This window comes from Streptomyces sp. NPDC005775 (assembly GCF_042871565.1).
GTDB lineage: Bacteria > Actinomycetota > Actinomycetes > Streptomycetales > Streptomycetaceae > Streptomyces.
Genome location: NZ_JBIAIU010000021.1, coordinates 1 through 24,354, shown reverse-complemented (window position 1 = coordinate 24,354; position 24,354 = coordinate 1). Strand labels below are relative to the sequence as shown.

18 protein-coding genes, 1 pseudogene and 2 CRISPR repeat arrays are annotated in these 24,354 nt (G+C 67.6%); of the genes and pseudogenes, 10 read left to right on the top strand and 9 right to left on the bottom strand.

What is annotated here, in order from left to right; genetic code table 11:
- Positions 1 to 7: 7 nt before the first annotated feature.
- Entirely contained in the window at positions 8 to 595 is a 588-nt protein-coding gene (locus ACFYPA_RS34455) for an SMI1/KNR4 family protein (protein WP_389136405.1), read from the top strand.
- 147 nt (positions 596 to 742) lie between these two features.
- Complete coding sequence (locus ACFYPA_RS34450; RefSeq protein WP_389136402.1) at positions 743 to 1,285, top strand: SMI1/KNR4 family protein; 543 nt, start codon at positions 743 to 745, stop codon at positions 1,283 to 1,285.
- 139 nt (positions 1,286 to 1,424) lie between these two features.
- Here the strand turns inward: ACFYPA_RS34450 and ACFYPA_RS34445 are convergent, their stop codons facing one another.
- From ACFYPA_RS34445 to ACFYPA_RS34425, 5 genes are all read right to left on the bottom strand, one after another.
- Complete coding sequence (locus ACFYPA_RS34445; protein WP_389136400.1) at positions 1,425 to 2,066, bottom strand: response regulator; 642 nt, start codon at positions 2,064 to 2,066, stop codon at positions 1,425 to 1,427.
- Positions 2,067 to 2,165: 99 nt separating this feature from the next.
- Positions 2,166 to 3,830 (bottom strand): histidine kinase, encoded by a 1,665-nt coding sequence (locus ACFYPA_RS34440; RefSeq protein ID WP_359086957.1) that lies wholly within the window; start codon positions 3,828 to 3,830, stop codon positions 2,166 to 2,168.
- Positions 3,831 to 3,981: 151 nt separating this feature from the next.
- On the bottom strand, positions 3,982 to 4,779 hold the full coding sequence (locus tag ACFYPA_RS34435) for an ABC transporter permease subunit (protein ID WP_359086955.1): 798 nt from the start codon (positions 4,777 to 4,779) through the stop codon (positions 3,982 to 3,984).
- 45 nt (positions 4,780 to 4,824) lie between these two features.
- The gene (locus ACFYPA_RS34430) at positions 4,825 to 5,505 is read right to left on the bottom strand and encodes a phosphatase PAP2 family protein (protein ID WP_389136397.1); all 681 of its coding nucleotides are present in this window, start codon (positions 5,503 to 5,505) and stop codon (positions 4,825 to 4,827) included.
- Complete coding sequence (locus ACFYPA_RS34425) at positions 5,502 to 6,458, bottom strand: ATP-binding cassette domain-containing protein (RefSeq protein ID WP_389136394.1); 957 nt, start codon at positions 6,456 to 6,458, stop codon at positions 5,502 to 5,504. Before ACFYPA_RS34425 ends, ACFYPA_RS34430 begins: the two co-directional genes overlap by 4 nt.
- Positions 6,459 to 6,779: 321 nt before the next feature.
- Between ACFYPA_RS34425 and ACFYPA_RS34420 the strand changes: the two genes are divergently transcribed.
- Positions 6,780 to 7,178, top strand: a complete 399-nt coding sequence (locus tag ACFYPA_RS34420; protein WP_389136391.1) for a nuclear transport factor 2 family protein — start codon at positions 6,780 to 6,782, stop codon at positions 7,176 to 7,178.
- A 389-nt stretch (positions 7,179 to 7,567) separates the two neighbouring features.
- On the opposite strand, the gene ACFYPA_RS34415 is transcribed toward ACFYPA_RS34420, so the two are convergent.
- The 4 genes and pseudogenes from ACFYPA_RS34415 to ACFYPA_RS34400 form a co-directional block, all read right to left on the bottom strand.
- Positions 7,568 to 8,125: an ISAs1 family transposase gene (locus ACFYPA_RS34415; protein ID WP_389136555.1), complete on the bottom strand. Its 558-nt coding sequence runs from the start codon at positions 8,123 to 8,125 to the stop codon at positions 7,568 to 7,570.
- Positions 8,126 to 8,178: 53 nt separating this feature from the next.
- Positions 8,179 to 8,337 (bottom strand): annotated as a pseudogene (locus tag ACFYPA_RS34410) (ISAs1 family transposase); the annotation flags it as partial.
- A 227-nt stretch (positions 8,338 to 8,564) separates the two neighbouring features.
- On the bottom strand, positions 8,565 to 9,275 hold the full coding sequence (locus ACFYPA_RS34405; RefSeq protein ID WP_389136388.1) for a hypothetical protein: 711 nt from the start codon (positions 9,273 to 9,275) through the stop codon (positions 8,565 to 8,567).
- 205 nt (positions 9,276 to 9,480) lie between these two features.
- Positions 9,481 to 9,933, bottom strand: coding sequence for a hypothetical protein (locus ACFYPA_RS34400; protein WP_389136386.1), 453 nt, complete (start codon positions 9,931 to 9,933; stop codon positions 9,481 to 9,483).
- Positions 9,934 to 10,364: 431 nt separating this feature from the next.
- Positions 10,365 to 14,662: direct repeats of the CRISPR family, unit length 29 nt; unit sequence CGGCTCACCTCCGCTCGCGCGGAGAGCAC.
- 746 nt (positions 14,663 to 15,408) lie between these two features.
- On the opposite strand from ACFYPA_RS34400, the gene ACFYPA_RS34395 reads away from it, so the two are divergent.
- The 7 genes from ACFYPA_RS34395 to cas2e all read left to right on the top strand — a co-directional run bounded on the left by ACFYPA_RS34395 (position 15,409) and on the right by cas2e (position 23,560).
- Positions 15,409 to 18,135, top strand: a complete 2,727-nt coding sequence (locus tag ACFYPA_RS34395; RefSeq protein ID WP_389136383.1) for a CRISPR-associated endonuclease Cas3'' — start codon at positions 15,409 to 15,411, stop codon at positions 18,133 to 18,135.
- Positions 18,136 to 18,200: 65 nt separating this feature from the next.
- Entirely contained in the window at positions 18,201 to 19,778 is a 1,578-nt protein-coding gene (gene casA, locus ACFYPA_RS34390; protein WP_389136380.1) for a type I-E CRISPR-associated protein Cse1/CasA, read from the top strand.
- A 60-nt stretch (positions 19,779 to 19,838) separates the two neighbouring features.
- Positions 19,839 to 20,510, top strand: coding sequence for a type I-E CRISPR-associated protein Cse2/CasB (gene casB, locus ACFYPA_RS34385; RefSeq protein WP_389136377.1), 672 nt, complete (start codon positions 19,839 to 19,841; stop codon positions 20,508 to 20,510).
- Positions 20,511 to 20,535: 25 nt separating this feature from the next.
- A complete protein-coding gene (gene cas7e, locus ACFYPA_RS34380; protein ID WP_389136374.1) occupies positions 20,536 to 21,711 on the top strand; it encodes a type I-E CRISPR-associated protein Cas7/Cse4/CasC in 1,176 nt (391 codons plus the stop codon).
- On the top strand, positions 21,708 to 22,532 hold the full coding sequence (gene cas5e, locus ACFYPA_RS34375) for a type I-E CRISPR-associated protein Cas5/CasD (RefSeq protein ID WP_389136371.1): 825 nt from the start codon (positions 21,708 to 21,710) through the stop codon (positions 22,530 to 22,532). The genes cas7e and cas5e overlap by 4 nt, the downstream gene beginning before the upstream one ends.
- A complete protein-coding gene (gene cas6e, locus ACFYPA_RS34370) occupies positions 22,529 to 23,203 on the top strand; it encodes a type I-E CRISPR-associated protein Cas6/Cse3/CasE (RefSeq protein ID WP_389136368.1) in 675 nt (224 codons plus the stop codon). Before cas5e ends, cas6e begins: the two co-directional genes overlap by 4 nt.
- Before the next feature lie 54 nt (positions 23,204 to 23,257).
- Positions 23,258 to 23,560, top strand: coding sequence for a type I-E CRISPR-associated endoribonuclease Cas2e (gene cas2e, locus ACFYPA_RS34365; protein WP_389136366.1), 303 nt, complete (start codon positions 23,258 to 23,260; stop codon positions 23,558 to 23,560).
- Between the two features lie 16 nt (positions 23,561 to 23,576).
- Positions 23,577 to 23,971: a CRISPR direct-repeat array (repeat unit 29 nt; unit sequence GTGCTCTCCGCGTGAGCGGAGGTGAACCG).
- Between the last annotated feature and the right edge of the window lie 383 nt (positions 23,972 to 24,354).

The window sequence follows — 24,354 nt, the reverse complement described above, 5'->3', positions numbered from 1 at the left end:
ATGCACCATGGATCCCCGCATACCCCGCCTGCGTCGCAAGCTGGCCGCGATCCCGTTCCAACCACTCCGCAGCCACTCCTTCGGAGAAGAGCATCACAAGTTCCGCCTCGGTCCGAAGCTGGCAGAAGGACGCGTCGCTGCATTCGAGGCCGAGCACGACATCGCCCTGCCCGATGCTTACCGGCAGTTCCTCACGCACATCAGCGGCTCAGGCGCGGCGCCGTTTTACGGCCTCATGCCGCTGGAGCAGTGTTCCCTGCTGGTCATGAACCCGCGTGAGGAACCGGGGGCACCCCGCGGATTCGACGATGCAGAACCCGGGGGGAGCGGACGCGGCCTCTTCCTCCACGTCATCGAAATGGGCTGCACCGATGTGTGCGTCATCGCGGTGACCGGTCCCCTCACCGGCCGAGTCCTCATCGGCAACAGTGACGGGTTCTGGGGCCCCAACGTCTCCTCCGCCACCGACTTCCTCGACTGGTACGAACGCTGGCTCAACCACATGAGCGCCGGACGCGACAACCGGGCCCTGGAACTCACCTCACCCCAGCTTCGTGCCCACCCCAACAGGCATCGCATGGCACCGAACATTTGACTCTCCGTAACCACTCCACGAAACGTGAGCCAGAACCCCACTTCGGGAGGCACCTGCTTTCAGCCCTGTTCGATGTTCATGGCCTGGGCAGCACAGCAAGTGGGGCAGTCGGGATGGGCTGTCAGCCCCTTCTGCCAGCATGCTGCCGTGACAGACACACGTGATCAGCGTCCCGCCGAAGCCACTCTCGGCTTCCTGCGCTCCGCGTTTCCGCCTGAGTGGCGAGAGCCGGCGCTCAGGCATGAAGCTGTCGCGGCCTGGGAGCAGGAGAACCGGGTGGTTCTCCCGGAGCCGTACAGAACGTTCGTCGCGGAGGTCGCCAACGGGTCCAGCCTCGGCCCCGCCGGCGACGGCGGTCTCCAGCCGCTCGGCTGGCTGCCGGACACGTGGCCATACCTCGGCCCGCGACAGCCGGGAGAACCGTTCCCTCTGGAAGCGGCCTGGTCCTGGGAGGACGAGGAGGGTGTCGACCCCGAGGACCCGCGGATCAACGCCGCATTCACCAAGGGGTCCATCGTTCTCGGGGCCGAGGACGGACCGTCCTTCTGGCTCCTGCTGACCACCGGCCCCCATCGCGGCGAGGTGTGGATGATCGCCGAAGTCGGCGCCAGCCCGGCGCCCGGCGAACCGGCATGGGGCTTCAAGGAGTGGGTGCAGCGCTGGCACACCGGCGACGACGGGTGGGACTGAACGCTTCATATTGACCGGTCGCAGGTCACAGGCTGTTCGAATCCCGGGTGCCTCGACTGGCTCCAGCCCGCCGCTTCCCGCTGGGCCGCGCGGGCGCGCTCCAGGGCAGTGCGGACCGTGTCCGGGCGCGGCATCGGCGTCACAGCTCCTTTTCCGCCAGACCGGTCTCGTACGCGATGATCGCTGCCTGCACCCGGTTGCGTACATCGAGGGACATGAGGATGGAGCTGACGTAGCTCTTCACCGTACCTTCCACGACGTGCAGTCGCTTGGCGATGTCGGCGTTGGACAGGCCCTGGCCGAGGAGGGCGAGGACTTGGCGTTCGCGTTCGGTGAGTGTCTCGACGCGTTCGCGCGAGGCGGCGTTGCGCACCATGCGCTGGCCCGCGGAGCCGCGGTTCAGCTCGGCGATGATACGGCCCGCGACCTCGGCCGAGAGATAGGCGGCGCCCCGTGCGGCGGCGTGTACACCGGTCAACAGCTCCCGGGGATCACCAGACTTGAGCATGAACCCGCCGGCGCCGTCGCCCAGGGCCCGGGCGACGTACTCGTCCTCGGAGAAGGTGGTGAGGATCAGGACGGAGGTCTCCGGGACCTTGCGCTTGATCTCCGCGGTTGCGGCGAGCCCGTCCATCACCGGCATCCGGAAGTCCATGAGGACCACGTCGGGGCGGTGTCTCAGGGTCAGGTCGACGGCTTCAGCGCCGTTACTGGCCTCCGCCACCACATGGATCTCGGGATCGGCGGAGAGGATGGCCTTCACGCCGGCCCTGATCATCATCTCGTCGTCGGCAAGAATGAGTCGGATGGCAGTAATCGTGCTCTCCCTGTTCAGTGGGGACCTGGGTACGCGGAGGCGGGGGATGGTCCGCCCGGCCGGTCAATCGTGGTCGACGGGTTCGCGGGACTTGGCCGTGATGACGTCCTTGCGCGTCAGATCGCCGTCCTGAAAGCAGAGCCGGAACACGTCGACGCGTACGAACAGCGCCGAACTCGCTCGGTAGTAGCGGCAGTCGGCGCCCTCGGGCTCGGGGAGCGATTCGGAGGGCGGATCGCTCATCTCGTTGTCGGGCAGCAGGCGCTGTATCTGGCGCGTGGTGCTGCCGAGCTCGATCCGATCGTAGAACTTCGGGGCGAGCGCCGACGACGAGGACAGATAGGCGTAGTAGCCGAGCATGCCGACGGCCAGGCATACGCACAAGCTGAGCGGCAGGGCCACCAGGGAGATGAAGCGCCGGCGCAGCCGGGTGGTGGCGTGCGCCAGGCTGTCCTCGGTGGTCTCGGCACGGGTGTCGATCGGCGCCGTGGTGCTGGCGCCCTGGCGCATGGCGGGCGGGGTACGAGGCAGGCTCGCCTGCACCTCGAAGCCGCCGTCGCGCAGGGGGGCGGCGTGCAGGGCGCCGCCCGCGAGCCGGGTCCGCTCCTCCAGGCCGATCAGTCCGCGCCGGCCTTGCACGGCAGGCCGGCCTGGCCGCTGCGGCGAGGATCCGTTGCGTACGGTGACCGTCACCTCGTCGACAGCGTAAGCGAGTCGGACCGCGATGCGTGATCCGGGCGCGTGCTTCATAGCGTTGGTGAGCGACTCCTGCACCACCCGGAACAGGGCCTTGTCGGTCATGTCGTCGAGGCTCCTGCTATCGCCGCTGCGGTCGAACGCTACGTGCACTCCGCTGTCGCGGGCGCGCTCCACCAGGTCGCCGATGTCCGGCTGGGCGGGCTCCATCCGGGCCGGGGCGTCGTCCTCCCGCAGGACTCCGATGATGTCGCGCAACCGTTCCAGGGAGCTGGCTGCGTTGGCCCGCAACTCTCCCGCCGCGTCCCGGAAGCGCTCGTCGACGTCCGGCGTGACCTGCAGGGCGCCCGCGCGCAGCGCGATCAGGCTGAGCTCGTGGCCCAGCGAGTCGTGCATGTCCTCGGCGATACGGGTGCGCTCGCGAAGCCGGGCCTGTTCCACGCTGATGCGCTGCTGGAGTTCCAGCTGGCGGGCGTGCTCCCAGCCGGCGTGCTGTAGTTCGCTGCGCTGGCGTGCGTAGCGGCCCATCAGCCACGGCAGCTGGCAGGCGAAGATCAGGGAGGTCACCAGGACGAACCACATCGGCAACGTCAGCCCGGCGAAGGCTGTGACCGCGGTTCCCGTCAGGATCACCACGCCGACCGAGGCGAGCACCGAGGCCGGCCGCATCGGCAACCGTCCTGCGGTGTAGCTGCTGATGAACACCGCTGGCAGGTACGGCGACACCACGATGGAGCCGACATCGTTCTGCATGACCCCGACGAACCACCACAGGCCCAGGCACAGTACGAACGAGACGAGGGGCAGCCGGAAGTAGAGCAGCACGGCGGCGCCGATCACCGCGGCGCCGACGAGGAGTTGCAGCGGCCGGTGCTCCACCGCGTTCATGCTCTGGACGAGCAGCAGGGCGGGGACGTTGAGCGCGACCCAGGTGAGCAGCGAGGCCGAGATCCAGCGTCTGGGCCTCGGCGAGCGCTCGGTGGGGGCCAGCCAGTCGGCGAGTGTTCGCAGATGGGGAGGGATGCAGGTCACGGTGTTCACCCTAAGTAAGCCGACCAGCGGCGTAGCAGGTGCCATGGGTCAACTGCCATGGTGTCGGAAGAGTGTTGCGCATCCATACGGGGGATGTTGAATGCGCAACACCCGCACGCCCCGGTTCTGCGACCGGAACGTGATCAGGGGGTCAGGCGTCGTGGCGGCGCAGTGCCTGATGGCCGACCGCGGTGATCACCACGGACCACAGGAGCAGGAAGACGAAGGCCGTGCCCGCTCTGTACGGGCTGGTGTCCGCGTTCATGAAGTGCGTGCCGGACGAGTTGGGCATCCGGTCGGAGAGCCAGACCAGCGGCGACATGTCGGAGGCCTGCAGGATCACCGGCATCACGGTGAGGCCGACGAACACGATCGTCAGGGTGCCCGCGGCGCTGCGCACCGCGATGGCGACGCCGATGGTCAGCATGCTGATCAGGGCCAGGTAGACGCCCATGCGCAGGGAGGTGGCGAGAATCTCTCCCCCGTCGGCGATCGCCTTGTCGCCCAGCGTCACGGCAGACACTCCGGCGCCGATGAGGCAGAGCACGACACCGCCGGCGAAGTTGACGGCGCCGACCACGATGTTCTTGGCGGCGAGCATCTGCCCGCGCCTGGGCACGGCCTGCAGCGTGGTGCGCATGCTGCCTGAGGTGTACTCGGCTGTGATCACCAGCATCGACAGGGCGATGAGGGCGAACTCGGCGACGTAGACCGTGTTGACGGCGACCTCGCTGACCGCGACTCCGGCGCTGTTCTGTTTATTGTTCGCCATGGTCGAGCCGATGATCGGCGCGGTGAGCAGCATCAGCAGACCGCCGCCGATGAGGCTCCACCAGGTGGACCTGACCGACCACAGCTTGGTCCACTCGGCTGCCACGGCGCCGGGCAATCCGCCGCCGGTCGCCTGCGCCGCACCGGGCGCGGCGGACGGATAGGTCGATGTCGTCATGACAGTTCCCGTTCAGATGAGGAGAGTTGCTGGGGGCGCCGCTGTTCAGCTGCGCGTGACGGAGTACGGGGCGTGCTGCGTGGCGGGCGGCACCAGGACGGGCGAGGTGCCGAGGACCAGGGCCAATGACGGCTTGCGGCGCAGGGCCGCGACGAGGTGGGTGCCGGGTGCCCGCAGGGCCAAGAGCACCAGCGGGGCGAGCAGCAGGCCGAGCATCACGCCGGCCGCGACGTCGTGCAGGTAGTGGACGCCGACGTAGACCCGGGACAGGGCGGCCAGGACCGCCACCGGCAGCAGCAGGACACCGATGAGGCGCCAGCTGATCAGAAAGGTGCCCACTGCGGAGGCGGCGATCACCGAGTGGTTACTGGGGAAGGAGTAGTCACCGGTGGCCGGACACTCCGCGATGGCCCGCACCCCGGGGATGTCCCGGCAGGGCCGCTCCTCGTGCAGCCATACCTTGATGGCCTCGCTGAGGGCGTAGACCACCGCGACGGCGAGCGGTGCGAGCAGCGCGTACGCCATGGCGCGGTCGTCCCCCTTGCGGGCCCGCCACCACTGGACGACCATGACGCCGACGAACAGCAGGATGCCGCCCTCGGTGAAGAGCTCGCCGAACGTCTGCAGCCAGCCGGGGGTACCGGCCGCCCACTCGGTGATGTCGCGGTACACGCCGACGCCGTAGTCGGGTCCGGCGTTCGCCATGGGTACGAGGGTGGCGGTCATGCGCGGCCTCCGTTGACATCCGGCGCCGGTGCGGGGCGCGAGGCACGGGTTCCGTACTCGACGCTGTCGGCGGTGAGCTCCATGTAGGCCTGCTCCAGGGAGGCCTCGACGGTGCGCACCTCGTGCAGCCGCACGCCCAGCTCGTACGCCAGGTCGGAGACCCGGTCAACGGTGAGCCCGTTGATGTGCAGTTCGTTGGCGCTCTCCCAGCGGACGGGCACCCCCCATTCGAAGAGGCGGGCGACCAGGCGCTCCAACGCGGGGGTCTCGGGACCGCGGGCCCTGACGGCATTCAGGGAGCTGGCGTCGATGAGTAGCTTGACCGTGGTCTCGGTGATCAGCTTGCCCTTGCCGATGATGACCAGCTGGTCGGCCGTCAGCTGCATCTCGCTCATCAGATGGCTGGAGACGAAGACCGTGCGGCCCTCGGCTGCCAGGCCGCGCATCAGGCCGCGGATCCAGTGCACACCATCCGGGTCGAGGCCGTTGACCGGCTCGTCGAACATGACGATGCCCGGGTTGCCAAGCAGTGCGCCCGCGATCCCGAGGCGCTGGCTCATGCCGAGCGAGAACGATCCGGCGCGGTGATCGGCCACCGAGGTCAGGCCGACGGACTCCAGGACCTCGTCGACCCGGGCCGTCGGGATTCCGTTCGTCTGGGCGAGCGCCTTGAGGTGCTTGCGGGCGCTCCGACTGGGGTGCACCGCCTTGACGTCCAGGAGCCCGCCGATCTCGCGGAGCGGGTGGCGCAGCTGCTCGTAGGGCCGGTTGTTGACCAGGGCATGGCCCTCGGTGGGGCGGTCCAAGCCCATGATCATGCGCATGGTGGTGGACTTGCCCGCGCCGTTGGGGCCGAGGAACCCGGTCACCCGGCCCGCCGGGACCGTCAGGGAGAGGCCGTCGACCGCGGCGCTGTCGCCGTACCGTTTGGTCAGCCCCTGCAGCGTGATCATCTATGCGCTCCCTGTGTCTTCACGTTCATCGTCACGTAACGAAACGTAGGGGCCGGGCAGGGGTCTCCACAGTGCACGAAGGCCAGCTAGCACCCCTACTTCAGTCAGGACTTCGGCCGAAACCTTCGGCAAATGTCTGGCACCTCTTGCCGAACGGCCGGAAGGCATCGCAGAGTGGACTGCCGGTAGACGACGGGATTCACCGCCGGTCCGGTTCCCTTTCGGCGATGATGTCCGAACCGGTTCCACTTCGCCCTTTCCCTGCTGCCTCGCCACGCCATACGCAGACAGATCCTTCATCCAGGGAGCACGTCCGAGCGCATGAATGAGTTTGTTACGGGCCCCACCCGACCCGCCGTTTCGCCATCGTCACCCACGCAATCCGTACGCCCCTATTACAGCCTGGTCGACGCCGATGACATCACTGGGCTGCTCCAGCTGTTCGAACTCACCGCGCAGTACCGACGGCCTGGATACGCAGAGCTCAACGGCCATGCCGAGCTGGAGCGCTTCTACCGGGACGAACGCGTCATCGAGAGCGGAACCCATTCGATCACCACACTCGTCTGCGAGGGTCGTGAAGTGGCCGTGCGCGGCGCTTTCGAAGGAGGGCTGCGTGACGGGTCGAATGCATCGCTGCGCTTTGCCGATTTCTTCAGCGTGACCGCGACGGGAACATTCTCGCTACGCGAGACATTCTTCTTCGCGCCACTGGTTTGATTACTTGAGTAATTGACGGGGGATTTCAGAACCATGCACAATCCAGCTGATCCGGAGCCCACGCCTGCCCGCGCACCATTCGGGGAACTCTTCACCCCGCACATCAGGGCTTCGGCGTAGTCGGCGGGTGCCCGTTTTATGATCATGTAAAACCGAGGGGTCGGCGGGCGTCGCGTGCGTTGCGGCGGAGGCCGGCTGCGATGTTCTTGACGCCCCTCAGCCTGAGGGCGCCGACAGCGAGGTTGCGCCAGGTCGCCATCGCACGGGGTGCGTTGCCGGTCCGCAGCTGGGAGGCGTCGTCGGCGAAGGTGGTGTCGCGGACGTGGTGCAGGGCCTCGATCTTCCAGTGGTCGCGCATCAGCCTCGCGAGTTGGACGGGGGTGGCCTGCTCAGCGGTCAGACTGGTGACGGCGTAGACGGTCGCGATGGTGGTCTTGCCGGTCTTGCGGTCGGTGCGGCGGCGCTTGATCTGGACGTCCTGGCGGGCGCCGGGGAAGAGCAGATTGTTCACGGTGGCGGCCTTGATCCGGCGGAGCTCTGCGCGGGCCGTGTCCGGTGCCCCGGGTGTGGCCCTCGAGCGGGATGTCGTTCCAGGGAAGGGCCTTCAGCTGCCTACGCAGTCTCTTCTGATTGCCTTTTACGATCGCGATGTAGTGGGCTCCGCGGCCCAGGAGGTAGGTGGCGTGCTCGCGTTGCGTGTGGAGCGCGTCGCTGGTGACCACGGTTCCGGCCAGGTCGGCGACGGTGTCGAGCAGCGGCTGGAAGCGGGCGACTTCACCAGTCTTCTCGCCGACGTCGAGGTGGGCCAGGACGGGCCCGGTGGTGTGCTCCACCGCGGCGAGTAGGTGGATCCTTCGCCCCTGGGCCTTCGCCGCACCGCGCAAGGACTTGCCGTCCACGGACAGCCACGCAGCCCGGTGCTCTCGGGGCGGCGGTCGGCAAGCCATTCGCCCACCGCCCGGTTCAGGGCATCGCCGTCGATGCGGGCGAGCAGCCGGCGGACCGTCGCCTCCGAGGGCACCAGCCTCCGGGGCAGTACTGGATCAGGGCTCACGCCGAGTCGCTCCAGCACGTGCGGCGGCGCGTCCGCGATCCACTCGCCGACCGCCAGCAGCGAGGTCGCGCCGGTCAGCACCGCGCACGCGGTAAGGGTGAGCACGACGGCCAGGGCATGGCGCACGCCCTGCGGATCGCGCGGATCGGGCACCTGAGCCAGCCGCCCCAGCAGGCCGGGCACCTCCCGGGGCCCGACGTCGGACTGCTCGCGGAGCCGGTCGAGGGCAGGCGGAATCAGGGATGATGCGTCGGCAGGCACGGTCTTACAAGCAGGTCACGAGGGCGTTGGGCACTCCATGATCATGGGACCTTCCCAGCATCGTCCCAAGGTCACATCAACGCCGCAGCCTCGCCTGCCACCCGGGTCTGCCAGACATGACGAGTGTTCGGCAGGTCAGGGCAGTCATGGAGCCAGAGCGCATACCCGGCATGGCACCGGGCCCACGGACTGTCCGAAGCGGCTGCCCTACCGAGCCTGCCCCGTAGGTCAGTGCTGTCGACAGCCCGGGCAACCCGCACGTATTCGCGATCCTTGCAGCGATACGCCCGGTGGACGACGATCTCGATCAGGTCGGTGAGTTTCGCCTTGATCGCGTCCTCCTGGCGAGCACGGGCCACCGCCTGGATCAGGCTCTGCTTCGTACCCCACGCCCTCGCATGCCGCGTCCACTCCAGCGGGTACCTCGCCTCCCACTCCAGGAAGAGCAACACGTAGGGCAGCCCCGGCCACGCTGCCAGATCCCCGTCCACAGGACGACCCCACACCCCATCAGGCAGCGACCGTCTCTGGGCTTGCTGGTACCTCTGGCGCGCCTGCAGAAAGGCCGGCTCCCGGTACTCATCCGCTACCAGGGTCCGCGTCACCCGCCACATCTCGTTGAATCGGGCGCGCGCGTCCGTGACTTTCTTCTGGGCCTCCGCCAGATGGACGAGCGCTGCACCTCTCGCAGCCGGATCTTCCGCTATAAGTCCGAACGCCCAACCCAGTCGCTCAGCCCATGCGCAAGCGTCGTCCGCATCTGTACCTGCCTCTTCAGCCACGCACGGGATCATCTCCTAGCGCAGTCGGCTCGCTCCACCCGACGGTGCGGGAGAGACTCAAGGGCTCCGAGGCGCAACGGACGTGAGCAGGAACCGTCCGCTCGCCCTCTCTTCGTCTCAAGTGATCACAATACGGACGCCCGCCGACTACGCCGAAGCCCTGGGTGTGCACCGGATCCGCCGGCCATAGATGGTCGGCGGCGTCTCAGTAGAACCAGATGACGAGCCGGACATTGTCCGGGCCGTAGAGGTCGGCGAGGGTGCGCATCACCGTCCATACAGGCCCCCAGTGCGTGGCCTGTCCTGCGACGGCCTGTCGGCTGAGTGAGCCGGAGCTGTCTGTCTCCTGCCAGTCGGCCCTCGCCAGCTCTGCCCAGGTGATCCACGTCGTGCCGAACACGTCATCACCACCACCCCCGCCGCCGAACCGAGTGCGGGTTCCTTCGGCGATGTCGTTGGGCAGTCCGCGGTCTTCGGCCAGGGGGCGGAAGCCGTAGGAGTTGCGGACGCCGAAGAGCGCGGCCAGGGCGTCGTAGGCGTTGCCGGAGTTCAGGAGCCAGACTTCGATAGCGGACTGCCATTCGGCGTCCTCGTCGTCGGGTCCGTAGAGGTGGGCGAGCGGGTTGCACTCGATCATCCCGTTGAAGTCTGTGGACATGCTGGAAGTCTGCTGCCTGGCGTGCGCTCCGTCGCACGGATTACCTGCAGGTAACCTCGATGCGACGTGCCGACTGCGGTGTGCCGGCGGGTATGCCGTACCGGCCGCTGGTGCCCCGGACGAGGAAAACACCGGCCCGCTGCGGGGCAGTGCGCCCGACTCACCCGTCCGTGTCGGGACGAAGAGGCCGGCCGGGGCGGCTTGAGGAGCCCTCTACGGGCTCCTTTGGGGCCGAGGGCCATTTCTCCTGACTACGACGATTTCCACGAGCCGGGTTTCGAAGCCCGCCGCACCTACTTCACCAGTTCCGCGCTCCTGCCACAGTTGGACGACCTGGTCGCTCGCCGAGGTCGATAAGTTTGTCTGACAGTGCGAAGCTGTTCAGCGAGGGTTTTCCCGACTTTTAAGAGCGTCAAGAGCGCTCAGGTCACCGGCTCACCTCCGCTCGCGCGGAGAGGACAATCGCGCCGGGTGGTAGGCCCCGAGCAGGTTCGGTTCACCTCCGCTCGCGCGGAGAGCACGTGACGCCGGGGAAGTCTGCGGTGCCGGGGGACGGCTCACCTCCGCTCGCGCGGAGAGCACTACACCCGGGGCGGGTGGGTTTCCCCGAACCCCGGCTCACCTCCGCTCGCGCGGAGAGCACAGCAACTACCCCCCAAGCTGAATGACGTGTCCGGTTCACCTCCGCTCGCGCGGAGAGCACCTCGACATGGTCCGCCGCGAGTCCGGCGCCACCGGTTCATCTCCGCTCGCGCGGAGAGCACGCGGCCCCCACCTACATGGAGGTCCTCCGCCACGGCTCATCTCCGCTCGCGCGGAGAGCACGCGGCCCCCACCTACATGGAGGTCCTCCGCCACGGCTCACCTCCGCTCGCGCGGAGAGCACGCGGCCCCCACCTACATGGAGGTCCTCCGCCACGGCTCACCTCCGCTCGCGCGGAGAGCACAACAGCGACGCCATCGACGCCTCCATGAAGCTCGGCTCACCTCCGCTCGCGTGGAAAGCACCCCTCCTCGGTGTAGCCCACGACCATTTCGACCGGCTCACCTCCGCTCGCGCGGAGAGCACAGGAGCTCGGCGGGAACGCCCTCGCGGCACCACGGTTCACCTCCGCTCGCGCGGAGAGCACCGGTCGATGTCGATGCCCCGTACCGCGGTGACCGGTTCACCTCCGCTCGCGCGGAGAGCACGCCGGAACAGCCCTGCGTGGAGCATCCGGACGCGGTTCACCTCCGCTCGCGCGGAGAGCACTACCGCCCGGCGGACGACGACCCGTCCGCCACCGGATCACCTCCGCTCGCGCGGAGAGCACCCCGACCCAGATGTACCCGCGATCAGGATGCGCGGTTCACCTCCGCTCGCGGAGAGCACACCGCGGGCGGTGGCGGCAGCAACGGCCGGCGCGGTTCACCTCCGCTCGCGCGGAGAGCACGCCCAGTGGCCCTACAGCACCATCGGGATGGTCGGTTCACCTCCGCTCGCGCAGAGAGCACATCCGGCATGCGATGGACACCGGGAAGATCGTCGGCTCACCTCCGCTCTCGCGGAGAGCACCGGTACACCGCGTCCCGTCCATACATCCGGGTCGGCTCACCTCCGCTCGCGCGGAGAGCACGCCTCTTCCTCGCTGAAGATCACGCCGGAGCGCGGCTCACCTCCGCTCGCGCGGAGAGCACTGCTCCTGCACGGCCGCCGCATACCGCGCCTGCGGCTCACCTCCGCTCGCGCGGAGAGCACGCCGTGAAGAACTCCGCCCTCACCGCCAACGCCGGCTCACCTCCGCTCGCGCGGAGAGCACGCCGTCGAGCGCAGTGTTGACGGGTAGTTCGCCGGCTCACGTCCGCTCGCGCGGAGAGCACGTCACCGAGGCACCGGGCGGGGCCATGGGAGCCGGCTCACCTCCGCTCGCGCGGAGAGCACGCGGTGCCGTCCCCCTGACGGGCCGCCTCCAACGGCTCACCTCCGCTCGCGCGGAGAGCACGACTCGGTGGAGGCCACCACCCGCGTGCGCGACGGCTCACCTCCGCTCGCGCGGAGAGCACTAGGTGCGCGGGTTCGCCAGGTCGACGGTGATCGGCTCACCTCCGCTCGCGCGGAGAGCACACGCACGGTGCGTCGTCGGGCCGCTCGATGAACGGCTCACCTCCGCTCGCGCGGAGAGCACGACGAGGACTACATCGTCGGGGCGGGCTGCGACGGCTCACCTCCGCTCGCGCGGAGAGCACCGCTCGTGGTGGGCAACGACGGCCGCTCCGCACGGCTCACCTCCGCTCGCGCGGAGAGCACTGCTGCGCCAGGCCCCGGACGTCGCTTCGGAGCGGCTCACCTCCGCTCGCGCGGAGAGCACACCGGATCAGTGAGCGTCCCGGAGCCGTCCGGCGGTTCACCTCCGCTCGCGCGGAGAGCACCCTGCGGCGGGGTCGACGAGCGAGGGCCGGATCGGCTCACCTCCGCTCGCGCGGAGAGCACTACGTCGGCGTCATGGTGACGCTCACGTAGCCCGGCTCACCTCCGCTCGCGCGGAGAGCACGAGCGGTTCACCGTCAACCTGCCGGCCATCCGCGGCTCACCTCCGCTCGCGCGGAGAGCACGTCGAAGCTGAGCACGCGGGAGGCTGAGAGGGCGGCTCACCTCCGCTCGCGCGGAGAGCACAAACTCCCCGCGCTGCGGTACTACGACTGCACCGGCTCACCTCCGCTCGCGCGGAGAGCACGGCCTGGACGTGGTCGGGGACCCCGTTGGCGTCGGCTCACCTCCGCTCGCGCGGAGAGCACGCGCTCTTCCGGTCCGAGTTTGGCCTCCAGGGCGGCTCACCTCCGCTCGCGCGGAGAGCACTACGACTACAAGTCCAAGACGATGTTCGTCCGCGGCTCACCTCCGCTCGCGCGGAGAGCACGTGGAAGAAGAAGCCGTCCCCGGCGACATCCCCGGCTCACCTCCGCTCGCGCGGTGAGCACGGCGACGACACCCCGCAAACCCTGTCCCACGTCGGCTCACCTCCGCTCGCGCGGAGAGCACGTCACCGGCGTCGTGACAGCGAACCCACCGGTCGGCTCACCTCCGCTCGCGCGGAGGGCACGCACCATCGCGCTGAGCACGCGCACCGAGTTCGGCTCACCTCCGCTCGCGCGGAGAGCACCGGTCATGGGCAGCACGGAAAGGGCTGCGGTGCGGTTCACCTCCGCTCGCGCGGAGAGCACATGTTCCGCACCATGCCGGAGAAGGTGTTCAGCGGTTCACCTCCGCTCGCGCGGAGAGCACCCTTTGGCGTTGGCCGCCTTCGCGGCGATGAGCGGTTCACCTCCGCTCGCGCGGAGAGCACGCACGCCGGCGTGCTCCACGAGGACGACGTTCAGACCGGCTCACCTCCGCTCGCGCGGAGAGCACGGCAAGTCCGCCCGCGCCTGGAACAACAACCTCGGCTCACCTCCGCTCGCGCGGAGAGCACACCAGCCGTCAGGCGACCGCATGCCCTGGGTCCGGCTCACCTCCGCTCGCGCGGAGAGCACCACGACGCACTCGACTCGATCTGCCTCAAGGTCGGCTCACCTCCGCTCGCGCGGAGAGCACGCCCGCACCGCCCTGGCCGCGCTACGGACCCGCGGCTCACCTCCGCTCGCGCGGAGAGCACCCCACGGGGCGGCTGCTGGCTGTGGCGAGGAGCGGCTCACCTCCGCTCGCGCGGAGAGCCCCCCCGGCTGCCAACAGCCGCTTGATTTCGCGCGGCTCACCTCCGCTCGCGCGGAGAGCACCGCACCGTCGTCCTGACCGCACTGGCCCGGGCCGGCTCACCTCCGCTCGCGCGGAGAGCACCATGCCGCCACGTGCCGGGAAGTCCCGCCGTGCGGCTCACCTCCGCTCGCGCGGAGAGCACCGCCGCACATGAACAACGCCCCTCGCTCCCGGCGGCTCACCTCCGCTCGCGCGGAGAGCACGCCAGCGCCATCACCGCCGACTTCTCGACGGACGGTTCACCTCCGCTCGCGCGGAGAGCACTGAGGCTTTCGCAGGGTTGGGGAAGCCTCCTCCGGTTCACCTCCGCTCGCGCGGAGAGCACGAACGGGGGCGCAGGTGCGTGCGGGGTCACGTCGGTTCACCTCCGCTCGCGCGGAGAGCACGACAGCTCCACCCGGAACCAGCCCTCTGACCGCGGTTCACCTCCGCTCGCGCGGAGAGCACGTGACGGGCGCGAACGCGTCCGGGAACTTCGGCGGCTCACCTCCGCTCGCGCGGAGAGCACAACTTCTGCGCGTCGGCGATCTGCTGGGCAAGCGGTTCACCTCCGCTCGCGCGGAGAGCACGCAGTGAATGCAACCCGCGCGCCCCCCGCACTCGGTACACCTCCGCTCGCGCGGAGAGCACCGGATCGGGTCCGGCCACCCGCGCGGCGGCGTCGGTTCACCTCCGCTCGCGCGGTGAGCACGCACGGCTGGGCGCCGACCTCGGCGTGGACTACGGTTCACCTCCGCTCGCGCGGAGAGTACTTGTCCGCGATGGACTGCAGCTCCGCCCGCGCCGGTTCACCTCTGCTCGCGCGGAGAGCACGCACGGGTCGGCGTTGGTGTACGGGCCGCGGGCGGTTCACCTCCGCTCGCGCGGAGAGCACGCCGGGATGAGCACCTTCATGCCCGCGATGCGCGGTTCACCTCCGCTCGCGCGGAGAGCACCAGTGGTGCATGAGGCCGGACACCCCGAACAGCGGCTCACCTCCGCTCGCGCGGAGACCATGGCGCTTCCTCCCCGGCCGGCTGATCTTCGCGGTCTCCTTCCTGCCTGCGATGAGAACACCGGCACCTGCTCTCCGAGCGTGATGAGACGCCGAATCATCTTGCGCTCGCGCGTGGGGGAGCACGATGACGCTCTTCACGTTTCAAGGAACGGACGCAGAGACGCGCCGCACAGTTCTCGTGCCCAACCGGCGCACAGCCTCGCGCAAGCTGACTCCACGAGGGAGAAGGGTGTGGAACCTGTACCTGGAGTGGGGGACACATCGCCGTGCGGAAGCGGCCAGCCAGCGGATGTATCGCCAGCATGTAAAAGGTGACGGACCCCTGGGATCCGTCACCGTCGGCTCAGAAGAGCCAGCTGACGAGTTCGCTGATCAGGGCACGGATTACCGCGCTGACCACGACGCGTGAGACCTCGAGGAGGACCTTGCGACGCAGGACGAACTTGTGCAGGAACCGCGACATTGCATCTCCAGGCGCAGACACAGCCGAGGTGGCGCCACATCCCTCGAGAGGGTCGTGCGTTCATCTCGATGCCCCGTGGCTGGAGAGCCAATGGCATTCCGCGCACCCCCAGGGAGGCGTGCAGCAGTAAGTACTCTACGGGTAGCACAAGTTGGCGCGCCTGCGGTTGTCAGAATTCCCCTCCAACGGTCTGCAAAGGGACGCGGCAAGGCGTTGCAGGCCAGGCCCTTTCTGCCGTGTTCTCCTGAAGCACACCTGCACCAACCCGTGACAAGGAGCACTATGTTTCTGGACGCGCGCCTCTGGGGCAAGGCTGCCGGGTTGGGTACGGGCGCCCGCGGTGCGGAGCACACGCATCCTTTGATCTGTCACCTGTTGGACACGGCGGCCGTCGCTGAGGTGGTCTGGGATGAACTGCTGACCGCGCACCAGCGGAGCGTGGTGGCGTCGGCGCTGCAGGTTTCGGATGAGCAGGCGCGCGTGCTCGCGGCTTTCTGGGCGGGTTTGCATGACATAGGGAAGATCAGTGTGCCGTTCCAGCTGCACCGGGGTGGACCGAAGAGTGCGGACAAGAAGCTCCTGGCTCACGAGCTGCTTCGTGAGCCGGGCTACGGATTCGGTGCTGGCGCTCAGCTGGACGGGCAGTCGCACGAAGCGGCGGCGCACTGGTGGCTGGTGGGGATGTTCAAGGAGATTGGCTATCCCTCGTCCAGGCGGCGTCCGCAGTCCCAGCTCAGTCATGCTGTGGCCCAGTTGCTGGGTGGGCACGGTGGTCGCTTCCACTCTGTGGTCTACGACAAGGACTCGAGGTGCCCTGCCGCGCGTCACCCTGGTATCGGGGTGGGCAGTTGGGAGGAGCAGCGGCGGATCCACTTCGACGAGGTCCGCAGAGTGCTTGGGGTGAAGGCGGTTCCGCAAGGGCGGATGACGCCGGGAGCGGCTGTTGTTCTGACGGGGTTGGTCACGCTGTCGGACTGGCTGGCCAGTATCACAGAAGAGATCCGGGCCCGGCTCAGGGAAGAGGGGTGGGCCGGTACTCCCGAAGACCTGGACGCCTACTGGCAGATCGCCCGAACGGCGGCGCCCCGCCTGTTGCAGCAGACGGACCTGATTGGGACGGGCTTCTCCCGGCCGCCGGATCCTGACCCGTGCGTGGGGAAGACGGGTCTTGGGGCGAGCATGGCTCGCCAGGTGCCTGAGCTAGTAGCCGGACACGGGCCGGGCATGGTGGTCGTGACCGCTCCGCCCTCAGAGGACCGTACAGAAGCGGCCCTTCGCGCAGCGGCAGTCCTTGGGTATGCGGCGAACGCGCGCGGCCTCTTCTACGCATTGCCGACCGGTTCAGCGGCTGACAGCCACATGGCGCAGGTGCATGCGTTCGCCGAGCAGGCACTGACCGGCCCCTGGCGGTCGCTGCTGCTCCACAGCTCTTCCCGGTTGAAGCCGGCGGAGGCCGCGCAGCAGTGGGCGCATGCCAATGCCCCCGATGGAGTCAGCGCGGAGCCTGGTGAGGAGTGGACTCTGACAGCGAACAGCTGGCTCAATTCCCATCACCGCGCGCTCTTGGCTGCGGTCGGCACGGGGACGGTGGACGAGCTTCTGCAGGCTGTCATGCCGGTGAAGTTCAACGTGATGAGGCTGTTTGCTCTTTCCGGCAAGGTCGTCGTGGTGGATGAAGCCCATGCCCGTGGTGCCTGGGGGCAGAAGCTGATGCTCCGGTTCCTGGAGTGGGCTGCCGCGTTGCGGATCCCTGTTGTCCTGGCCGCGACGGCTGCCGACAGGTCGGTGGACGCGATGCTGGCGGCTTACCGCCGGGGCACAGGAGGGGGGCGAGAGCCGATGATGCAGCCTCGTCGGTCACCAGGGTGGTCGTTCGTGGATGCCCAGTCCGGAGGCGGGCACCTGCCCCGCCAGCCTGCCGGGGCCACTCGCGCCAGCACGCTTGACATCAGGGCCGTTGACGGGGCGCCGTATGGGGAAATCCAGGCGGCTCTTGCACCGATGCTGGCAGCCGGCAACGGAAGGGCCGCCGTCTACCGGTCGACGCCTGTGGAGGCCATCCGTACGTTCCAGCAGCTCACACAGGATCTGCCCGGTCTCGAGGTAATCCTGGTCCATGAACAGATGCGCAACAAGGACCGATGGCAGCGCCTCGCAGTGTGCCGTACTGTCTTCGCCCCTCACGGTGGAGTCTCCAGGCCCTCCGTGCTGGTGACGACGTCGATGCTGGAACATGTCCGGGGCATGCATTTCGACCTCGTCATCTCTGGACCGGCACCGCTCGCAAACTTGTTGGCCCGCGCGGTGCAGAGCACGGGTGATCGCTCGAGGCTGGTGGTGCTCCGCGCGGACAACGCGTCCGAACTCGACGACGCCGCGCTAGTACGGCGCTCTGACACGCTCCTGGGAATCGGCAGAACGGTTTCTCTGCCCGAAGAACTGCCCGCGCTGCTGGACGAGGTGTACGGCCACGAGCTCGTCGACAGGCTGGGGGAGACCGCGGCACGTGAGCTCCAGCAACTCGACAACGAGCGCACGGTTCGTGAACGCAGAGGCAGTGGTACTGCCGGATGGCTCGTGGTGCCTGGACCGCGGGAGCTCGACGGCGACCTCAGCCTGCTGAGCCGCGAACACCCGGGGTTGACGCCAGATCTGCTTTCCACCGTGCTCGGCGAGGAGATGGCGCATGTGGTCTGCCTGTACCCCGGGTACGACCGGCAGGGCAACCCAGTGCATCTCCTGGAGGACGAACTCCTTGAGACGAAACTTGATCGCAGTCCCAAGGGGAGACCGAATCCCAGCCAGCTCGTCCCCTATCTGATCCCGGTACCGAAGGGACTCGTGGAGGCCGTGGAGGGCGACGCCAACCCTGCCTGGCGCAACATGCCCGCCCTCAACTACGTCCTGCGACTGAACCTGCAACGGGAAGACGGTAAGTGGGTGCACACTAGCTCGAGCCACCGAATACACATGTCTGAACTCGGCCTGCAAATTGATCAGTTGCGGTAACCGCCCACGCCGCCCCCGTACGACCTTCTAACATTCGGTGGAAGTCCGACCACGGGGGGAGGGGCGTGGCTACACCTGCGTCCAATCTGATCGACCAGCCATGGATTCCGGTCGCATGGCTGGAGGGAAAGTCCGGCCCGCCTCAGGTGGGCCTCAGGAGTCTGTTCCTGCACGCCCAGGAAATCCGTGCTCCGCTGATCCCGGAAGCTCCGGCTCACTCGGCGCTGTTGCGCCTGCTGTACGCGCTCACGGCACGGATCACCGCTCTGGATGAGGCCGGTCCCGGAAGCTGGGGCGATCGGCGGGAGGCAATCCTTCAGCAGGGTCTTTTTGAGCAGAGCATCGAACTCGCCGATGGCCACAAGGCCGGCATCGCCGGCTACTTCGACCGGTGGACCCACCGTTTCGACCTGTTCGATCGCGATCGTCCCTGGCTTCAGGACCCCCGCCTCCCCGACCAGTGCGACAGATACCAAACTGCCGGGACCCACAAGCTGGTCATGAGCCGGTCAGCGGGCAACAACCACTCCTGGTTCGGGCACTGGAGCCATGACAACCCCGTACCCCCCAACCTCTCGCAGACAGCACTGTCGCTCCTGACCTGGCATTACTGGGGAGCCCCCGGCGGCCTCTCAAAGCGTGCAGTCGGCCATGTGAGCCACCACTACGCGAAGGCTTCACCACTGCGCGCCGCGCTGTCGTATCACCCGGAGTGCGACAACCTTTTCCTGACGCTGCTGGCAGGTCTGACACCGCCGGACGGCGACGTCAGCCGCCAGACGGATCCGTGCCCCTGGGAGCGCGACAACCTCCCGGACCCGCTCATGCCGATGCCCGAGCCACAGGGCCCCTGCTCACGGCTCACCGCCTGTTCGCAGCACGCTCTCCACCTTGTCCCCACCCAGGACGGCAAGCACACCGCCGACGCGTACATCACCTGGGCCTACAACGCTGAGCGGATCCGGCCGGAAGACGACTATCTGATCTGGGACATCGACAAGAATGGGAAAACCTCCCCCCGGCCCGCACGCTCCTCCCGTTCCTTGTGGCGGGACATCGATGCCCTTCTGCTCAAGCAACTGAACGACTCCAGCCCCGTCCAGCCGAAGGTCATGGACTACGCCTTCGACGTCAGTGAGTACTTGCGAGTCCGCGCGCTCGGCTTCGAACAGGACGCCAGCCAGGCGGCCAACCACCAATACGTCGACTCGACGACCCCGGTACTCCTTTCCCGAGTCGAGGAAGACGCGGTGAGCACCGAGCGGCCCGTACGCCAGCTCCGCGAGCTCGGCGAGCTCTTCGAGGACCGGCTGGAGCAGGCCACGAAGGAAGCCTGGCTGAAATTCACCGATGACAAAAAGAACAAACCGGGGGCTTGGGTGGACGCGGTCATGGCACGGTACTGGCCGTCGGCGGAGGACGAGTTCTGGTCGCGATTCCGGCAGCTGAACCGCTCTGGCGGCGCCGAGAATTACGGCTTCGATTTCGATGCTACGTGCAGGGCCTTCGGGCGGCACGCACTCGACGCGTACGAGGCGGTGACCGCCTCCGCCACGCACACCCCACGGGGAGCGAGGGCCGTCACCAGGGCGAAGGCGATTATCCTCGCCGCCCTGAAAGACCCACACAAGGCGATGAAGTAAGCGAAGACGAAAAGGGCGGCCAAGGACTCGTGACCGCCGCCCGCCGATCCGAGGACAGGCATGACCTTCCAACCCCCTGAAGCGAGCAAGCGCCCAAACACCCGCGCCACGTATGCCGACTTCATCACGCGCATTGAACGCCTGTGCCACACAGACCCCGGCGCCCGTGCAGCGCTGCGCGCGGGTCTGCGCCGGGACCTGGACCACTCGCGCACCCGCGCCATGCACCGGCTGCTGACGCCGCGACTGCCGGAGGGCTGCGACGACAAGACAGCGCAGGCCCACTACACAGTGGCCGCCCTGATCGCGGCCCAGCCCCGACACGCCTTCGCGTCCGACCAGGAAGACGACGAAAACGCTGCAGACGAGCAAGGGACGGTCAAGAAGCACGTCCTTCAAGAGGACGGACCGGACGAGGAGGCTGCCACGCCCGAGCCCACCCGCTACGGCCCCTCATTCGGTGCCAGTCTGGGCCATGCCGTCATGGCGAAGGGCGCCTCCATGCGGATGAGCGCCGCAGAGAGCCGCATCAACCTCCTGACGCGGCAGAGCCTCCGCGGCATCCACCTGCACCTGCCTGGAGCGGTGAACCAGGTACGCACCACCAGCGCCACCATCGACTGGGGGCAATTGCTGGCAGACCTCGTCGACTGGCCGTACCAGTCCGGGCGTATCAGCCGCCGCTGGCTGCAGGACTTCTACCGCATCACCGCCCGCGCCGACCAGGACTGAACCTCTCACCCACAGGAGATCCCCGATGGACCTCAAACCCCGCTTCATCGACATCCACGTCGTCCAACCCGTTCCCTACGCGAACCTGAACCGGGACGACACCAACTCGGTGAAATCCATGCTGTACGGCGACGCCCTGCGTACCCGCATCTCCAGCCAGTCCTGGAAGCGGGCCATCCGCGAGCACTTCCAGGACGCACTCGGCGACAACGCGCTGCGCACACGACGCATCGGGGAGCGCGTCGCCGACGCGCTCCGCGACCGTGGGTGGGATGTGGCGCTTGCCGAGCGCGCGGGGGCGCATGTTGCGGCGGGAAGCAGCATCAAGTGGGAGGTGGCCAAGGGGAAAGACAAGCAGCCCATCACGAACAAGGTCCTGACCAACGCACTCATCTACCTCCCCGAAGACGCTGTCGAAGAACTGGCTGACATCGCCGAAGCCCACAGGGACGCACTCACGACGGACTTCACCGGCAAGGGAAAGAGCAAGCCCGAAAGCTTCCTGAAAGGGAAGATCGACAAGGTTCTCCTCAAGAGGAACGGCGTCATCAACCTCTTCGGCCGCATGCTCGCCGAGGTCGACCAGGCCGGTGTCGACGGTGCCGTCCAGGTCGCGCACGCCTTCACCACGCACACCACCGAGGTCGAACTCGACTACTTCGCAGCTGTCGACGATGTCACCGCGGCGAAGGACGACGAAACCGGCAGCGGACACATGGGCACTGCCGAGTTCAGCACCGGCACTTTCTACAGGTTCGCCACAGTCGATCTCAAGGAACTCAGCAAGAATCTGAGCGACGACAACGACATCAGCCTTGAGGCAGCCCGCGAGCTCGCCGGCCAGTTCCTGCTCTCCTTCATCGAATCGCTACCACAGGCGAAGAAGAACTCCACCGCCCCGCACACACTCCCGCACCTAGTCCACGTGGCGGTCCGCTCCGACCGGCCCCTGTCATTCGCCGCAGCCTTCGAGGAGCCCGTACGTTCTGCCGCACACGGCGGCTACGTCGGACGCTCCGTGGCCGGCATCGACGCCTACTCCAAAGCCGCGAACACGCTCCTCGGACCCGAGCGGGTCCTGCACGCGGCACATGCTTCCCTCCACTTCGACAAGCTTGAGCACCTGGGCGAGCGCCGCACGTCCTTCGAAGCTCTCGTCACCACCTCCATCGACGCGGCTCTCCCCAAGGCCCCGCAGTGACCGAAAAACCCGCCCGCGGGCTGCTGTTGCGCCTGGCAGGCCCACTCCAGTCCTGGGGCACGCACAGCAACTACATGCGGCGGGACACGGCCCGATTCCCCACACGATCCGGCGTCGTGGGCATGCTCGCCGCAGGTCTCGGGCGGGAGCGCGAGGCACCCCTGGCCGACCTCACGGCGCTGTCGATGACGGTACGAGTCGACCGACCCGGTGTCGTGCTGTCCGACTACCACACGGTAGGTGGTGGGCTACCCGCCGATGAGAAAGTGATCACCGTCGATGGGAAACGCCGATCCAAGGCCAAGGGCACTCTGGTATCCAAGCGCCAGTACCTATCCGACGCCGCTTTCACCCTCACACTCACCTCCGACAACGAAGAACTGCTGCATGCGTGCGCCGCTGCCCTGCGCGACCCGCACTGGCCTCTCTTTCTAGGCCGCCGGTCCTGTCCGCCAGAGGGTCCGGTACTGCTCGGAACTGTGGAGGATCCGCTGCACCACCTGGTACGGATGCCACTGGCAGCCAAAAGGCCGCGCAACAGCCCGCAGCCGATCGAGTTCTACGGCGACAGACCCCTCGGAGTTCTCACGGTGAGCTCCGATGCCCCAGACCGGGGCGATGGTGACCACCACAGCGGCGACGTCACCGACGAACCAATGTCGTTCGCACCGCTGGAACGCCAGTATCTGCCCCGGCCGCTGTACCGGCGTTCCGTGCACCTGCCGGATGCCACGTACGAAGGCTTCGGCACTGGCTACCTGGAAAAGGTCCAAAGCTACATCGATACCCATTTCGCCAAGCCGGAGAGGAACCCCCGGTGACTTTGTGGCTGACCCGCATCGTGCCCTCGCCCAGTTCTCGCGAGGCCCACCGGGACCTCGGCGGCAACGACCAGGGCATCCGGCTGCACCAACGCATGCTGCAGATGTTCCCCGACGGGGTCGAAGGCCCGGCCCGGGCCGCATTCGGAGTCCTGTTCCGTGCCGAGGAAACCCCACGTGGACTGCAGATCCTCCTGCAGAGCCACGAAGCGCCCGACCACACACGCCTGCCGGACGCATACGGCAACGTCGAAACGCGCTCCCTCGACGGTATGTTGTCGAACCTGCACAAGGGGACAGTCGTCAACTACCGCTGCGTGGCCAGTCCCGTGCGCAAGCCCGGGGCCGCCGCGCGGGAGGCGTACAAGCTCCCACCGGTCGTGGCCCTGAGCGGCAACGCCGCCATTGAATGGTGGGAACGCCAGTCCACCGCAGCTGGTTTGGAACCACTGCACATCAACGCCCACCCACTCGCCACGGTGCGCGGCTCCCGAGGTCCCAAAGATCCCGCAGCAAAGCAGCGAGTCCAGCACTCCCGCACACAATTCGACGGGACCGCCCGAGTCCTCGACGCCGACCTACTTCGCGAGAGGCTCGCTGCCGGCATCGGGCGGGGCAAGGCATATGGATGCGGGCTACTGACGCTCGCGCCAATGCACCAGCGGTCGTAAACGACGGACTAGAACGACTGGTACAGCACCTGAAGCACACTGCCCACGTCCTCGATGATCGTCATCTCAGCCAGCGGGGTCTCCGATCAGTTGCGCGGCACCCTCGCCCATTGGCTCCTCGAAGTCACACCCGAGCTGTATGTCGGAACTGTCTCCGCCAAAGTCCGCGACGAACTCTGGACAGCCGCTGCCGCCTGTGCCGGTGACGGCGCAGCCGTGCTCGCCCACCCTGCTGACAACGAACAGGGCTTCCGACTACGCACAGCAGGTACCCGCCGCCGTGAACCCCTCGATTTCGACGCCCTTACCCTGATCGCCTTTCAGCGGGAGAGTCAAGAAATGGCAAATCTCTTCTAATATGCCAGGTCAGAGAGTGCTCTCCGCGTGAGCGGAGGTGAACCGTGATGTCGCAGACGACCGGGATCATCCTGGCCGTGCTCTCCGCGTGAGCGGAGGTGAACCGAGGATTTCGGCGACGGCCAGAGCTGAGACTCCGTGCTCTCCGCGTGAGCGGAGGTGAACCGGCGTTCATCGAAGAGGGTCGCAAGGCGAAGGAGTGCTCTCCGCGCGAGCGGAGGTGAACCGGGGGTAGGCCCCGGCTTCGTCGATGCTGCGGAGTGCTCTCCGCGCGAGCGGAGGTGAACCGCCGTGGGAGGTCTACACGAACGGCATGTACCTGTGCTCTCCGCGCGAGCGGAGGTGAACCGCCGTGGGAGGTCTACACGAACGGCATGTACCTGTGCTCTCCGCTCGAGCGGAGGTGAACCGCCGACCGGCCAGCCGGAGCAGGGAGACGATTAGTGCTCTGATGATCTGCGGGTTTTTGTCGGTGGTGGTTCGGCATCGTGATGTCAGTGCGGTAGTTATCGGGTTTCTGCTGTTCGGCTTGCTGTGGTCAGGGATTCGAGTGGTGACACGAGTGCCGATTTGGTGCTGATGTTTTTGGTGATGGTGCAGGTCAGTTGGTAGCCGGTCGGTACAGCGTGAGGTGTGTGGTCGCTGGTCAGGGCCGTGGCGGTAGGGGGCGGGGCGGGCGGTGTTGTCTTCTGCCGGTGCGGACTTCAGGTTGTAGTGGATTCCTGTTGCGGTGAGGCGGAGTTGTTCGCCGTCCTGGACGGTGATGAGGGGGAAGAGCGGGCTGTCCGGTGCGC

Excerpts from the sequence above, each read along its gene's own strand:
- ACFYPA_RS34425 (WP_389136394.1), bottom strand. The coding sequence starts at position 6,458 with ATGATCACGCTGCAGGGGCTGACCAAACGGTACGGCGACAGCGCCGCG.
- cas2e (WP_389136366.1), top strand. The coding sequence starts at position 23,258 with ATGATCGTCATCTCAGCCAGCGGGGTCTCCGATCAGTTGCGCGGCACC.
- ACFYPA_RS34455 (WP_389136405.1), top strand. The coding sequence starts at position 8 with ATGGATCCCCGCATACCCCGCCTGCGTCGCAAGCTGGCCGCGATCCCG.
- ACFYPA_RS34400 (WP_389136386.1), bottom strand. The coding sequence starts at position 9,933 with ATGTCCACAGACTTCAACGGGATGATCGAGTGCAACCCGCTCGCCCAC.
- cas7e (WP_389136374.1), top strand. The coding sequence starts at position 20,536 with ATGGACCTCAAACCCCGCTTCATCGACATCCACGTCGTCCAACCCGTT.
- ACFYPA_RS34445 (WP_389136400.1), bottom strand. The coding sequence starts at position 2,066 with ATGATGATCAGGGCCGGCGTGAAGGCCATCCTCTCCGCCGATCCCGAG.
- ACFYPA_RS34435 (WP_359086955.1), bottom strand. The coding sequence starts at position 4,779 with ATGACGACATCGACCTATCCGTCCGCCGCGCCCGGTGCGGCGCAGGCG.
- ACFYPA_RS34420 (WP_389136391.1), top strand. The coding sequence starts at position 6,780 with ATGAATGAGTTTGTTACGGGCCCCACCCGACCCGCCGTTTCGCCATCG.
- ACFYPA_RS34430 (WP_389136397.1), bottom strand. The coding sequence starts at position 5,505 with ATGACCGCCACCCTCGTACCCATGGCGAACGCCGGACCCGACTACGGC.
- ACFYPA_RS34395 (WP_389136383.1), top strand. The coding sequence starts at position 15,409 with ATGTTTCTGGACGCGCGCCTCTGGGGCAAGGCTGCCGGGTTGGGTACG.
- ACFYPA_RS34415 (WP_389136555.1), bottom strand. The coding sequence starts at position 8,125 with ATGGCTTGCCGACCGCCGCCCCGAGAGCACCGGGCTGCGTGGCTGTCC.
- casB (WP_389136377.1), top strand. The coding sequence starts at position 19,839 with ATGACCTTCCAACCCCCTGAAGCGAGCAAGCGCCCAAACACCCGCGCC.